Raw genomic sequence first — 13,007 nt, 5'->3', positions numbered from 1 at the left:
CGGCGACGACAGCCGGGGATAGACTTAACCCCCGGTGCGACACACGCGTTCACGATTGTCATGGAGTACCACGACGGCGCACCGCTCCAGCACGCCGATGCCGTGCTATCGATGGGAGCGCACCGATACGGCGAGAAGGACGCTATCGTCTCGCTGGAGTACGGCGAGGCACAGAGCTTCGCGGCCCTGGACGAGCGCGCGAGCCGCGTCGCGAGCGCGCTGACCGAACGCGGCGTCGGAGCGGGCGACCGGGTGGGGCTCTTCCTGCCGAACACGCTCCAGTTCCCGGAGACCTTCTTCGGGGCGATGCGGGCCGGCGCCATCCCGGTACCGCTCAACCTCCGGATGGACGTCGAGACGCTGGGGTACATCTGCTCGGACGCCGACGTGGACCATCTCGTCACGTCGCCGCTGCTCGTCGGTGGGATGGAGACCGACCGCGCGACAGTCGCGGCGCCCGCCGATATCGCGGCCGAAGCGAGCATCTCGACCCGCTGGATTCCCGGGATGGGCGACCGCGACGGCGACGCGGACGGCGTGGTCGACTACGATGCCGCGCTCGAGGCCGCCGACCCGGACTTCGACCCGCCGGAGCGCGACACCGACGACGTGGCCGTCCAGACGTACACCTCCGGCACGACAGGCCGACCGAAAGGGGTGCTGTTGAGCCACCGGAACCTGCTCTCGGTGCAGGAGTCGATGGCCACCTCCGGCCCCAGCCCCGACCCCGGGATGACTGGCCTGATGGTGCTGCCGCTGTTCCATGTTCCGACGCTGAACACCGTGATGGGGAAGTACCTCTACACCGGCGGGACAGTCATCCTGCAGGCCCGGCCCAGCGGCGAGGGGATGCTCCAGGCCATCGCGCAGTTCGACATCAACGAGGTACCCGCGGTCCCCGCGCTCCACACGATGATGTACCGGGCGTACAGCGAGAACCCGGATGCCTACGACGTCTCGTCGGTGGAGGCCCTGGGTGCCGCCGCCGCCCCCCTGCCGGACGACACCAAGCGGAACCTCACCCGCGACTTCGACGTGTCGATGAGCGAGGGCTGGGGGATGACCGAGACCGCTGGCCTCGTCACGCTGCGCTCGCCCGCCGTGAACAAGGCCGCCGGCTGTATCGGCCAGCCGCTCCGCAACCTCGAGCTCGAACTGCGTGACCCGGACACCCGCGAGACGGTCGTGCCCGCGAACGTACTGAACCCCCGCTCGGCACCCGCCGACCTCCCCGAGGACGAAGACGCACGCACCGGCGAAATCGCGGTGCGCGGCCCGCAGGTGTTCGAGGGCTACCACGGTCTCCCGGAGACGAACGAACAGGTCTTCGACGACGAGGGCTGGTTCCACACCGAGGACGTGGGGCGCGTCGACGAGGACGGCCACCTCTGGATCGTCGACCGCGCCGACGATATGATAATCGCAGGCGGGGAGAACATCTATCCCGCCGAGGTCGAGGACGCCCTCTACGACCACCCGGACATCGCCGAGGCCGCCGTCGTCGCCGCACCCCACGAGGTGAAAGGCGAGGCACCGGTCGCGTTCGTGGTGCCCGAGCCGGACGCCGACCTCGACGAGCAGGCCGTCCGCGAGTACTCGCTGGAGAACGTCGCGAGCTACGCGCACCCGCGTCGGGTGTTCTACGTGGACGAACTTCCGCGCTCGGCGACGCAGAAGGTGCAGCGGTACAAACTGGAGGAACGGGTCGAGGCGGAACTCGACGGGGAGCCGCTGGCGTCGAGCGAGCAGCTCTGACAGGGACGGTCCGGACCTGGAGCAGAAATTCTGCAGGCACGTTATTCTGCACTTATTCGAGTATTTTATCCTTAATGTGTCAAACGGAGAATTTAGGACGATGACAAGCTAGAAAGTAGGGATATCCTCAGGCGCCACCGGATAGCAGGTCCGCTGCCCGCTCTGCGAGCATCATCGTCGGCCCGTACGTGTTCGCCCGCGGGATGGTCGGCAGTACCGAGGCATCCACCACCCGCAGTCCCTCGACACCCCGAACTCGACACCCCGGGTCGACCACGGCGTCCTCGCCCGCCCCCATCCGGCAGGAGCCGGCGAGATGGTAGTACGAGGCAGTGTGGTCGCGCACGTGCTCACGGATGGACGCCTCGTCGGTCTTCACGGGGAAGTTCCGCCCGTCGTACACGTCGGCGAGCGGCTCCGCCGCCGCAATCTCCTGGGCCTTCTCGACGCCCCGGACGAGCGCCTCGACGTCAGCCTCTGCAGTGAGGTAGCCCGGGTCGACGAGGGGCTCGTCGTTCGGGTCGGCCGACCGGAGTCGCACGCGACCCCGACTCTCCGGCGCGACGAGGCCGACGCCGATGGTGAACCCGCTCCAGTCGTACTCGGCGAGGTCGCCGCCCTCGATGGTCGCCGGAGCGAACATAAACTGGAGGTCCGGCGCGTCCAGCCCCTCGCGCGAGCGCCAGTAACCCACCGCCTCGGAGCCGTTTGAGGTGAGCGGGCCGCGCTTCAGCAGGAGGTACTTCGCCACGTTCCACAGCGTCTCGGCGTCGTCGTACGTCTGGGTCGTGGCACGGTAGTTGGTGTAGACGAGCGCGTGGTCCTGCAGCCCCTCGCCGACCGGCAGGCCCGCGCGCACCTCGATGTCGTGCTCGCGGAGGTGGTCGGCGGGCCCGATGCCCGAGAGGAGCAGTAGACGCGGGGAGTTGATCGCGCCGGCCGAGACGACCACCTCCTCGGCGGCCTCGGCGGTGCGGGTCACACCATCCTGCACGTACAGCACGCCCGTCACCCGGTCACCGTCGCCGTCGAACCGGAGCCGGCGGACGTGGGCACCCGTCTCGACGGTGAGCGACTCACGGCCGAGGGCCGGCTTCAGGTAGGCGTCCGCGGCGCTGTATCGCTCGCCGTCCTTCTGGATGACGTCGCAGTAGCCCACCCCGTCGGCGTCGCGGGCGACGCTCTCCGCGCGGTCCAGACCGCTCGCGGCCGCCGCCTCGACGAGCGACGACGCGACCGGGTGCGGGTCGTCGACGGCCCGGAGGTGCTGGAGGCCACCCGTCGAGAGATGCGGGCTCTCTGCGTCCTCGAGGCGGTCGTACTGCTCGGCCACCGATTCGGGGCCCCAACCGTCGTCGTCGGTCACGGCGGCCCATTCCTCGAAATCCGCCTGGTGGCCGCGGAAGTACATCTGCGCGTTGATGGAGCTGGAGCCGCCGAGCGTCCGGCCCTGCGCGAGCGTCACGCGGCGTCCGTCCAGCCCTGCCTGCGGTGTCGTCCGGAAATCCCAGTCGTGCTCCGTCCCGAGGAGGTCGACGTGCGCGATGGGGATGGACATCTCCCGTTCCTCGTCCGGCTTGCCCGCCTCGAGGAGCAGTACGTCGTTGTCCGCACTCAGCCGATTCGCCAGCACGCACCCCGCGGACCCGCCACCCACGATGACGTAATCGTACCCCGCCATGGGCGTGCGTGTCTCCTTCCGGCGACAAAAAGGTCCGCCCGCACCGAGAATCGGTCCCGCGTCGTTACAGGTAGCCTTCCTCGGCCAGCCGCTCGACGCCCTCGCGCAGGCGCTCCTCGCTCGCGGCGTAGGAGAGCCGGGCGAAGCCGGGCGTGCCGAAGGCGCTACCGGGGACCGTGGCGACGTGGGCGTCCTCGATGGCGCCCTCACACCAGGCCTGGTCGTCCTCGGGGACGGGGAGCATCATGTAGAACGCGCCCTCCGGGACGGCCACGTCCTTCCCGTGGTCGGCGAACAGGTCGACGAGCATGTCGCGGCGCTCGTGGAACGCGTCGCGCATCTCCGTGATGGCGTCGTCCGTGTTGCGCAGGGCCTCGACGCCCGCGTGCTGGACGAAGTTGGTCGCACAGGTCACGGAGTGCGAGTGGAGCTTGCCGGCCTGACTCACGAGGTCGCTCGGCGCGCCGAAGTAGCCCAGCCGCCAGCCCGTCATGGAGTAGGCCTTCGAGAAGCCGTTGAGCGTGATGGTGCGGTCCTCCATCCCGTCCAGCGTGCCCAGCGAGGTCGGGGAGACGCCGTAGGTTATCTCCTTGTATATCTCGTCGGAGATGACCGCGACGTCGTGGTCGACGGCGAGGTCGCGCACGCCCTCGAGCGCCGCGTCGGAGTAGACCGCGCCGGTCGGGTTGTTCGGCGAGTTGACGACCAGCAGTTCCGTCTCGTCGGAGACGGTCTCGGCGAGGTCGTCGAGCACCGGCTCGAGCTGGAAGTCGTGGCCCGAGGTGTCCACGCGCGAGATGGAGCCGCCGGCGAGTTTCGTCATCGCCTCGTAACTCACCCACGCCGGGTCCAGCAGGACGACCTCGTCGCCGTCGTCGATGAGCGTCTGGAAGATCTCGTAGAGCGCCTGCTTCCCGCCGGGCGTGACGATTATCTCGTCGGTGCCGTAGTCGAGGCCGTCGCTCTCGAACTTGTCGACGATAGCCTCCTTCAGCGCGGGGATGCCGTTCGAGGGCGCGTACCCCGTGTGCCCGGCGTCAATCGCGTCCTTGCCAGCCTGGACGATGTTCTCCGGCGTGGGGAAGTCGGGCTCACCAACCGAGAGGTCGACGACGTCGACGCCGTCGGCCTCCAGTTCCGCGGAGAGGTTGGAGATGGCGATGGTGGCGGAGGGCTCGACGCGCGTGACGCGGTCCGCGAACTCGAAGTTCATGCTTCGACCCCCGTGTCCGCGTCGTACGCATCGAGGTCGGTACCCGGCTCCGGCAGGTCCGCGGCGAGGTCGAGCGCGGCGTCGACGGCGTCGGCGCCGACGTGGACGCGCTCGTCGGCCTCGGCTGCACTCTGCCCGGGCCCCGTCACGCCGAGCGTGACGGGCGTGTCCCGGTCGAGCGCGACATCGGACAGTTTGGGTGCGATAGCGTGGCCGATGACCTCGTCGTGCTTCGTGTCCCCCGTGACGATGGCCCCCAGCACCGCGACCGCGTCGACGTCCTCGCGCCGGGCGAGTCGGTCGGCGGCCAGCGGCGCGTCGTACGAACCGGGAACCGGAATCTCGGCGACGACGTCGGCGTCGCGCGCGGCCGCGGCCTCCCGGCCCCGCTCGGCCATCTCGTGCGTAATCGGTCGCTCCTTGTTGAACTGAGCGACCACCAGTCCGAGTGCTACCATACCCGGTCGCAGGCAGAGGGTTCTGATAGAACTGCCGCTTCGTGGGAATCGACGGGAACGACCACTAGGGATTCCGGGCAGGGTGCGCGCCCGCGCCGGCCCGCAGCCAGCACCGACTCTCGGTCGCGAGGCGATGGGCGGCTTTAACCGGCGTGACGGAGTAGCGTCGGACAACTGATGGTCGGCACCGCGACGCTGGTGACACTCGTAATCGCGAGTCTGGCGAGCCTCTTCATGGCCTGGTCTATCGGCGCCGGCTCCTCGGGGTCCACCCCGTTCGCGCCCGCGGTGGGGGCGAACGCCATCAGCGTGATGCGGGCCGGGTTCATCGTCGGCATCCTCGGACTGCTCGGTGCCATCCTGCAGGGCGCCAACGTGACCGAGGCGGTCGGCAAGGAACTCGTCGTCGGCGTCACGCTCTCGCCGGTCGCCGCCACTGTGGGCCTGCTCGTGGCCGCGACGCTCGTCGCCATCGGCGTCTTCGCGGGCTACCCCATCGCCACGGCGTTCACCGTCACGGGGGCTGTCGTCGGCGCGGGGCTGGCGATGGGTGGTGACCCCGCGTGGGCGAAATATCAGGAGATAGCGACCCTCTGGGTCCTCGTGCCCTTCGTCGGCGGCGGCATCGCCTACGGCACCGCGGTGACGCTGCGCGACGAGCGCGTCCCCGAGCGCGTTGCGGTCCCACTGCTCGCTGCGGTGGTCGGGCTCATCCTCGCCAACGTGGGCTTCGTGCTTCTGGGGCCGGCAGGCGAGGCCTACTCCATCGCCCAGACCATCGCCGCCGAGTTCCCGGGGCCACCACTCGCCGTCCGGGGCGCAGTGTCGCTCGTGCTCGCGGCCACCGTCGCGCTCGCCCTCTGGCGCGACCTCGTCCGTGACGAGGCCGCGGGCCAGCGCCACTTCCTGCTCGCGCTCGGCGGCCTCGTCGCGTTCTCGGCGGGCGGCTCGCAGGTCGGCCTCGCGCTCGGGCCGCTGCTCCCGCTGCTGGACGATACGTCGCTTGCGCTTCCGCTCACCGGGCTGCTGTTCGCCGGCGGCCTCGGGCTCCTGGTTGGCTCGTGGACCGGCGCGCCGCGGATGATAAAGGCGCTCGCGCAGGACTACTCGGCGCTCGGCCCACGCCGCTCCATCGCCGCGCTCATCCCCTCCTTCGCCATCGCGCAGACCGCCGTCTTCTTCGGCATCCCCGTCTCGTTCAACGAGATTATCGTCTCGGCCATCGTCGGGGCGGGCTACGCCGCCGGCGGCGCCGGGGTCAGCCGTGAGAAGATGGTGAAGACGGTGCTGGCCTGGACCGGATCCCTGTTGCTGGCGTTCACCGTGAGCTACGGGATGTTCGTGGCGGTCGATGCCGTGCTCTGACCCGTCCGGGACGAGCGTTCGTCCGGGCGTGTGTTGCACGAGTGATGGTCGAAGACGGGCAGCCGCAGGCCTCCTGCGAGGCGATTCGCCGAGCGAAACGCTCCGGTCAGTCCGTCGCCACTTCGTCGGCCTCGGCCTCCTCGTCCTCGACGCCGTACTCATCGGTGACAGTGATGCGCGCTTTCATGATGCGCGTGTTCTCGACCTCCTCGACGCGGATGTCGACGCCCTCGTAGGAGATGGTCTCGCCCTCCTCGACCAGGCGACCGGCGCGGTTGAAGATGAAGCCAGCGATGGTCTCGAACTCCTCGCCCTCCGGCAGGTCGATCTCCAGCGCCTCGTTGACCTCCTCGATGTTGAGCTCGCCGCGAACGAGGGCGGTGTCCTCGTCGAGGAAGTCGATGGGCTCCTCCTCCTCGCCCTCGAGGATCTCGCCGACGATCTCCTCGGTGAGGTCCTCCATCGTCACCAGCCCCTCGGTGGTCCCGAACTCGTCGATGACGATGACCATGTGCATCCGGTTCTGTCGCATCTCCGCGAGGAGTTCGTCGACGTTCTTCGACTCGGGAACGTGGAGCGTCGGCTCGATGATCGATTCGAGCGTGAGGTCCTCGGACTCGTTCTCGCCGTAGTTGAGGTCCCGCACGAGGTCGCGGACGTGGACGACGCCGATGATGTTGTCCAGCGAGCCCTCGTAGACGGGGATGCGGGCGTGGCTCGACTGGACGGCGGTCTCCAGGGCCTCCTCGATGGAGCCGTCCTTCGAGACGGCGGTCATGTCGAGCCGTGGAGTCATCACCTCCTTGGCGATGGTGTTGTTGAACCGGAAGACCCGATGGAGGAGTTCGCGCTCGTCCTCCTCGATGACCCCCTCGCGCTCACCGGTCTCGATGATATCACGGATCTCGTCGCGGGTGACGTAGGAGGTCTCGATGGCCGAGCGGCCGCCGGTCACCTTGTTGACGACGCGCGTGAGGTAGTCGAAGGTGACGACCAGTGGGAGGAGTGCCAGTTCCGCGATCTGGAGCGGGCGGGCGATGCGCAGGGCCCACGATTCGGTGTTCTCGACGGCGTAGGACTTGGGTGCACTCTCGCCGAACAGCAGGACGAGCGCCGTGATGCCGAACGTGGCGGCGGCCACGGCCGCTCCCTGTGAGAGGTAGAGTGCGAACAGCCCCGTCGCGATGGAGGACATCGCGATGTTGACGATGTTGTTGCCGACGAGGATGGTCACGAGCAGGCGATGTGGGTCGGATTTCAGCTCCGCCATCGCCTCCGCGCCGGGGACGTCGTCCTCGACGAGCGACTCGACGCGGTGAGGTGCGAGCGAGAACATCGCGATCTCCGAGGATGAGAAGAACCCGGAGAGCGCGATGAGGAAGACGATGGTCACGAGGCCGAGCGCGGTCAGGGTGGCTGTATCGACCGCCGGGAGGGCCGACTGCGCCTGGAGGAGAGCGCCGCCGCTGAGCAGCGAATCCGCGAGCAGTGGGCTGAGGGGGCGTATACCCATCGAGTAGTCCGTTTTGACCCGCCACGGGATTAAGGGTTTGCCATCTCCCGTCGCGCGTGATTCCGCTGGCTCGGGGCGTGCCGGTCATGTACGGCCGGCTTCCGCAGGCGATACGCTTACCGGTCGGTCGCTCGTAGTCGGAGCCATGAGCGATTCTGCACTCACACTCTACCGGCTACAGGCCTGCCCGTTCTGCGAGCGGGCGGTTCGGAAACTGGACGACCTCGGGCTCGACTACCACTCCCGATTCGTTGAGGCGCGCCACTCCCGGCGCGACGTGGTGAAACGGCTGACCGGCGCACGCACCGTGCCCGCGCTGGTCGACGAGCGGACCGGTGTCACGATGTCCGAATCCGCCAACATCGTCGAGTACCTCGACGAGACGTACGGCGACGGCGACGGGGAGACGCCGGTACACATCTCCGCCGACGCCGCGGGCGACGACGTGCAGGAACTCCAATCCGGCGATGAGGACCAGGACGCCGACGAGCAGGAGGTGGAGGCCTGATGGACCTGGGCTTCGAGGTCTCGGAACTCCCACCAGCCGATGCGCTCGAGGAGGGCGAGACGGCGCCCGACTTCACCCGACCGCTCGTCAACGACGAGTTCTGGGAGGACGTCGCGCTGTCGGACCTGACCGACGAGTCGCCGGTCGTCCTCGTCTTCCATCAGATGGCGGGTGACTTCCCGCCGACCTACGTCTTCCAGCGCATCCGCGACGACGAGTGGACCGGCTGGGACGCCGAGGTCGTCGGCGTCTCCATCTCCTCGCCGTACGAGCTGAAGGGGTTCATCCACGAGTGGCGTGACTTCGAACAGTTCCGGTTCTTCTCGGACCCGGCGGCCGGTGTCGCCGATGAGTTCGGCATCACCACCGACGTCGACGGGATGACCGGCATCCGCGAGCCCCGGCCCGCCGTCTACGTGCTGGACGAGGACCGGACCGTTCGGTACGCGTGGGTCGCTGGGGAGAACCCCGAGTTCCCGCCGTACTCCGATGTCGAGGCGGCGGTCCAGGACCTCTGACCGAGGATGTCGACCGGGTCAGTCTCCGACGACACCATCGAGGACGCTGCCGACCGTATCGGTTCGGGCGGGCTGGTCGTCTACCCGACCGAGACCGTGTACGGGCTCGGCGCCGACGCGACCGACGCGGCCGCGGTCGAACGGGTCTTCGAGGCCAAGGGCCGGTCGCGTGACAAGCCGCTCTCGATGGCCGTCCCCGACCTCCCGGCCGCGGCGCCGTACGTCCGACTCGGCGAGCGCGAACGGGCCTTCTGCGACCGGTTCCTCCCCGGGCCGGTCACCGTCGTCGCCGAGCGGACCGACCGCGTCCCGGACGTGCTCGTCGCGGGCGGCGAGCGGGTCGGTCTTCGCGTGCCCGACCACGCGGTCGCGCGACGGCTGGCCGAGGCTGCCGACCGTCCGGTCACGGCGACGAGTGCCAACCTGAGTGGCGAGGGGAGCGCTCGAAACGTCGACGAGATAGCATCGTCCATCCGTGACCGGGCGTTCGTCGTCGACGGCGGGCGGACGCCGGGCGGCGGGAGCACCGTCGTCGACGTGACGACCGGGACCATCCACCGGCGCGGGAACCGTATCGACGCCATCGAGCAGTGGCTGGCCGAGCACTGACCCGTTCGGACCGACGGAAGCGCTTCCTTAGTCCCCACCCAGCAGCGACCGGAGCGTCCGTGTCCGGGTCCCGCATTCAGTTCGGTACTCGCAGGGCGCACAGCGGTCGTCGTTCTCGAGTCGGGGCGGCGGCCCGTCCATCGACCGCGCGACCCGGAGCGCGTGGCGGTACGCGGCCGTGCGCCGGGTCCCGAGGGAGATGTGGCGGATCACACCATGCGCCGGGTATTCGACGAAGGCGTGGTCGACCGCCGTCTCGCGCTCCCACGCGAGCGCCTTCGCGGCCGCCACCGCGCGGACGGAGTCGGGTTCCCAGACGCCCCGCTCGGGCGGCTCGCCGGCGCTGATGACCGAGACGGTCGGCGCAGACGCGAGCGCCGACCCGTCGAGGACCTTGTGCGCGATACCCCGGGCGTCCTTCCCCTCAAGCAGCACCTCCCGCCCCGCGGGGTCGACCAGCGCACCCCACGCGTCGAGTCGCTCCTTCGCGGCCGAGAGCCGCGCCCGGAACTGCGTGGGCGTCACATCGACCGGTTCCCCTCGCAGGTCGTGGGCCGGGTCGAGCAACTCGTCGTACCGGAACGCCAGCGCCCGGCGCTCGGCCGCCGACTCCGGAACCCCGTGGTCGGAATGCCTGCGTCGGTAGTAGAGCTGCCGGGGACAGTACGCGGCCGTCGCGATGTCGGAGAACGCCTCCATCGGCGGTCCTGCCCGCGGCTTCCGGTTTCAACCCTCGGTCGGACGCCGGCCGGACGGAACGCCTTTGCCCGTCAGTCCCCGAGGAGGCGGACGTGAGCGATGCCTCGGACGCCGAAACCGGGACCCGAAGCGGGAGCGAGGGCCGCCCCGAGCCACCGTTCCGGACGACGGTCCACGACGGGAAGGAGGTCGTCGTGGAGTTCGACCCCTCGCTGACGTTCGAGTGTGTCGACGACTGTACCTGGTGCTGTCAGCACGGCGTCCTGCTGTACGAGAAGGACCTGCTGGAACTCGCCGCGCGCGAGTCGATCAACGACCCGGTCACCCAGGCACATGGCCGGGACTTCGTCCGCCGCGAACAGAAGGACCGCGACGAGCACGTCGACCCGGAGGACGGCGCCGCCTGCTACTTCCTGCGCGATGACGGGCTCTGTGCGCTCCACGCCGAACACGAGTGGAAGCCCGCGCGATGTTCCGTGTTCCCCCTTGAGGTCCAGGTCGAGGACGGTGACATCCACGTCTCCATCCGGGACAGCGCCCACGAACACTGCGAGGGGCTCGACGTGAGCGAGCGCCGCGTCGTCGACAACCTGGAGGCGTTCCTCCCCGAGTTGCTGTGGGAACTCGACGACCCGACGACCGAGGTCGAGCTGTAGGCGGCCCGCAGCGGGCGGGTCGCCCGGAGCCGTCAGTCCTGGCGGACCCGGTAGTAGGTCCGGCGGCCTTCCGCGGTCTCGATGGTCTTGCTCTCGACGCGCCCCTCGGCCTCGAGTTCCTCCAGCGCCTCTCGGATGTTCCCTGAGCGCCGGAAGACCGTTCGGTTGACACGGCTCAGGAACCGCTCGAACATGCCGCCGTCATCGGGGGCGTCGGGGCTGATTCCCTCGGGGTCCTCCCCGGCGACGGCGTCGCCAGCAACCTCGCGGGCGTACACCTTCGCCAGTTCGTCGGCCGTGTACGCGCGGGTGTCGTTCAGTTCGAGGTACTCCAGCAGTTTCTCCTTGACGTGGCCCCCCTCGCCACCCTGGTCCGTCCGTCCCTCGTCCCACTCGTCGGCATCGATGGGCATGCGCGCCCGTACTCGCGTGATGGATTTATGTCTCGGGGAGAGTGCGGCGCGGTGGCCGGCAGCCGCCCATGTCGGGACGGCGCTACGCGTACCGCTCTTCCGCCCACGGATCCGCCGTGACCGAGTACCCACGCTGCTCCCAGTAGCCGCGCTCGGGTTCGGTCAGGAACTCGACGCCAGTCACCCACTTGGCCCCCTTGTAGGCATAGCGGTGCGGTGTCACCACGCGGAGCGGGCCGCCGTGGTCCGCCGACAGGGGCTCGCCGTCGAAGCCCCATGCCAGCATCGTCTCCCGGCGCATGCAGGCCTCGAGCGGGAGGTCGGTCGTGTAGCCGTCGGCGGCGTGGAACATGACGTGCACCGCGTCGTCGGTGACACCGACGGCCTCGGCGAGCGTCGGGAAGGTGACGCCGGTGAACTCGCAGTCGAACTTCGACCAGCCCGTGACACAGTGGAAGTCCTGTCGCTGCGTCTCGCTGGGCAGGTCGTGGAACTCGTCGAACGAGAAGGTCGTCGGCTCCTCGACGGCCCCCCAGACCTCGACATCGGGCTCAGCCACCGACGGCGTGCCGGATTTGGACAGCACCGGGAACGCGCTCGTCTCGCGCTGCCCCGGCGGGAGCCGCTCCTCGCCGAACTCGTGGTAGAGGTCGGTCACGTCGACGATATCGCTCATGGGCCGTGTCCGGGGCGAGCATCCGTATGCCTGACGTTCGACCCGCGGCGACCAGTTCATCGGCCCCCGACCTATCAGCCGCGCCGCAGTTCCTTCGCTAACGACAAAACATCCACGCCAAGGACAAGCGAAAGTTCGCGCTCCGCGACCCGGGATTGTCGGATTCGGTATCTCCCCCGCCAAGTTTAAATCCCCGTCTGCCGAATCTCCACGTAATCAGATGCCGAAGGTACAAATCACCGTTCCTGAACACCTGGAGATGCAGATCGCCCAGCTCGTCGAACGGGGCGAGTTCGTCAACCGTGAGGAGGCCATCGAGGACCTCCTGTCGACCGGAATCCGTGCGTACAAGACGAGTGGCCCGATGGAGGACGAGGACGCCGGCTTCGAGGACGACGGGATGATGGGCCACGAGGACGAGTACGTCTTCTGAGGGCGCCCGCGGCGCCGAGCGGTTCTCTCCGCACTCCGAGGCCAGCAGCCCGTGGTATCTCCCCCCGCGCAACTGTTATGTCGGCGTACCGGCAACACGCTTCCATGCACAAGGACGAACTGCTGGAGCTCCACGAACAGATGGTCTCCATCATGGAGACGTTCGACGGGATGGACGATGTCGACTCCAGCGTCTTCGAGGAGTACAAGGGGCTGGACGTGACCCCGAACGACGTCCACAAGTCCAAATCGGAGCACAAACACGCCGTGTTCGTCCTCGGGAACGCCCTCGCGAAGGTGATGAGCGAGGACGAGTTCTCCGACGCCGGCCGTATCGGCAAGCGGATGGAAGAGTTGGCCGACGACGCCGAGCGCAAGCTCTGAAAATCATAGTCCCCCAAATTATTCGCCACATTTTCTGAATAACCCATCATATACTGGCATACGAAGCAGCTTCGGTGCATATCTGTCATCTCCTCTCCCCGCCATGGGTTCAAATAGGAGGACATGA

The 13,007-nt window shown here is 68.5% G+C and carries 14 protein-coding genes and 1 pseudogene; 8 read left to right on the top strand and 7 right to left on the bottom strand.

Going from position 1 to position 13,007, the window contains the following annotated elements; translation table 11 throughout:
- Positions 1–60: 60 nt before the first annotated feature.
- Positions 61–1,755 (top strand): class I adenylate-forming enzyme family protein, encoded by a 1,695-nt coding sequence (locus tag NL115_RS15925; RefSeq protein WP_254830315.1) that lies wholly within the window; start codon positions 61–63, stop codon positions 1,753–1,755.
- Positions 1,756–1,882: 127 nt separating this feature from the next.
- Here NL115_RS15925 and NL115_RS15920 read toward each other — a convergent pair whose 3' ends face one another.
- The 3 genes from NL115_RS15920 to ribH form a co-directional block, all read right to left on the bottom strand.
- The gene (locus NL115_RS15920) at positions 1,883–3,436 is read right to left on the bottom strand and encodes a GMC family oxidoreductase (protein WP_254830314.1); all 1,554 of its coding nucleotides are present in this window, start codon (positions 3,434–3,436) and stop codon (positions 1,883–1,885) included.
- Positions 3,437–3,500: 64 nt separating this feature from the next.
- On the bottom strand, positions 3,501–4,649 hold the full coding sequence (locus NL115_RS15915; RefSeq protein WP_254830313.1) for a pyridoxal phosphate-dependent aminotransferase: 1,149 nt from the start codon (positions 4,647–4,649) through the stop codon (positions 3,501–3,503).
- Positions 4,646–5,107, bottom strand: a complete 462-nt coding sequence (gene ribH / locus NL115_RS15910) for a 6,7-dimethyl-8-ribityllumazine synthase (protein ID WP_254830312.1) — start codon at positions 5,105–5,107, stop codon at positions 4,646–4,648. The genes NL115_RS15915 and ribH overlap by 4 nt, the downstream gene beginning before the upstream one ends.
- Positions 5,108–5,284: 177 nt before the next feature.
- Here ribH and NL115_RS15905 point away from each other — a divergent pair, with 177 nt between their 5' ends.
- The gene (locus NL115_RS15905; protein WP_254830311.1) at positions 5,285–6,472 is read left to right on the top strand and encodes an inorganic phosphate transporter; all 1,188 of its coding nucleotides are present in this window, start codon (positions 5,285–5,287) and stop codon (positions 6,470–6,472) included.
- A gap of 106 nt (positions 6,473–6,578) precedes the next feature.
- Here NL115_RS15905 and NL115_RS15900 read toward each other — a convergent pair whose 3' ends face one another.
- Positions 6,579–7,985 (bottom strand): hemolysin family protein, encoded by a 1,407-nt coding sequence (locus NL115_RS15900; protein WP_254830310.1) that lies wholly within the window; start codon positions 7,983–7,985, stop codon positions 6,579–6,581.
- Positions 7,986–8,130: 145 nt separating this feature from the next.
- On the opposite strand from NL115_RS15900, the pseudogene NL115_RS15895 reads away from it, so the two are divergent.
- From NL115_RS15895 to NL115_RS15885, 3 genes and pseudogenes are all read left to right on the top strand, one after another.
- Positions 8,131–8,385, top strand: a pseudogene (locus NL115_RS15895) (glutaredoxin family protein); the annotation flags it as partial.
- A 107-nt stretch (positions 8,386–8,492) separates the two neighbouring features.
- On the top strand, positions 8,493–9,011 hold the full coding sequence (locus tag NL115_RS15890; RefSeq protein WP_254830309.1) for a redoxin domain-containing protein: 519 nt from the start codon (positions 8,493–8,495) through the stop codon (positions 9,009–9,011).
- Between the two features lie 6 nt (positions 9,012–9,017).
- Positions 9,018–9,620, top strand: a complete 603-nt coding sequence (locus NL115_RS15885) for an L-threonylcarbamoyladenylate synthase (protein WP_254830308.1) — start codon at positions 9,018–9,020, stop codon at positions 9,618–9,620.
- A 27-nt stretch (positions 9,621–9,647) separates the two neighbouring features.
- Here the strand turns inward: NL115_RS15885 and NL115_RS15880 are convergent, their stop codons facing one another.
- On the bottom strand, positions 9,648–10,319 hold the full coding sequence (locus tag NL115_RS15880) for a CRISPR-associated protein Cas4 (protein ID WP_254830307.1): 672 nt from the start codon (positions 10,317–10,319) through the stop codon (positions 9,648–9,650).
- 194 nt (positions 10,320–10,513) lie between these two features.
- Here NL115_RS15880 and NL115_RS15875 point away from each other — a divergent pair, with 194 nt between their 5' ends.
- A complete protein-coding gene (locus NL115_RS15875) occupies positions 10,514–10,975 on the top strand; it encodes a YkgJ family cysteine cluster protein (protein ID WP_350355323.1) in 462 nt (153 codons plus the stop codon).
- Positions 10,976–11,007: 32 nt separating this feature from the next.
- Here the strand turns inward: NL115_RS15875 and NL115_RS15870 are convergent, their stop codons facing one another.
- Positions 11,008–11,388 (bottom strand): hypothetical protein, encoded by a 381-nt coding sequence (locus NL115_RS15870; protein WP_254830305.1) that lies wholly within the window; start codon positions 11,386–11,388, stop codon positions 11,008–11,010.
- An 82-nt stretch (positions 11,389–11,470) separates the two neighbouring features.
- Entirely contained in the window at positions 11,471–12,064 is a 594-nt protein-coding gene (locus NL115_RS15865; protein ID WP_254830304.1) for a sulfite oxidase-like oxidoreductase, read from the bottom strand.
- A 220-nt stretch (positions 12,065–12,284) separates the two neighbouring features.
- Between NL115_RS15865 and NL115_RS15860 the strand changes: the two genes are divergently transcribed.
- The gene (locus tag NL115_RS15860) at positions 12,285–12,497 is read left to right on the top strand and encodes a ribbon-helix-helix domain-containing protein (RefSeq protein ID WP_254821871.1); all 213 of its coding nucleotides are present in this window, start codon (positions 12,285–12,287) and stop codon (positions 12,495–12,497) included.
- A 104-nt stretch (positions 12,498–12,601) separates the two neighbouring features.
- Positions 12,602–12,880, top strand: a complete 279-nt coding sequence (locus NL115_RS15855; RefSeq protein ID WP_254821870.1) for a UPF0058 family protein — start codon at positions 12,602–12,604, stop codon at positions 12,878–12,880.
- Positions 12,881–13,007: the final 127 nt, after the last annotated feature.

It is taken from the genome of Haloglomus salinum (assembly GCF_024298825.1).
GTDB lineage: Archaea > Halobacteriota > Halobacteria > Halobacteriales > Haloarculaceae > Haloglomus > Haloglomus salinum.
This window is presented reverse-complemented; position numbering and strand designations above follow the sequence as displayed.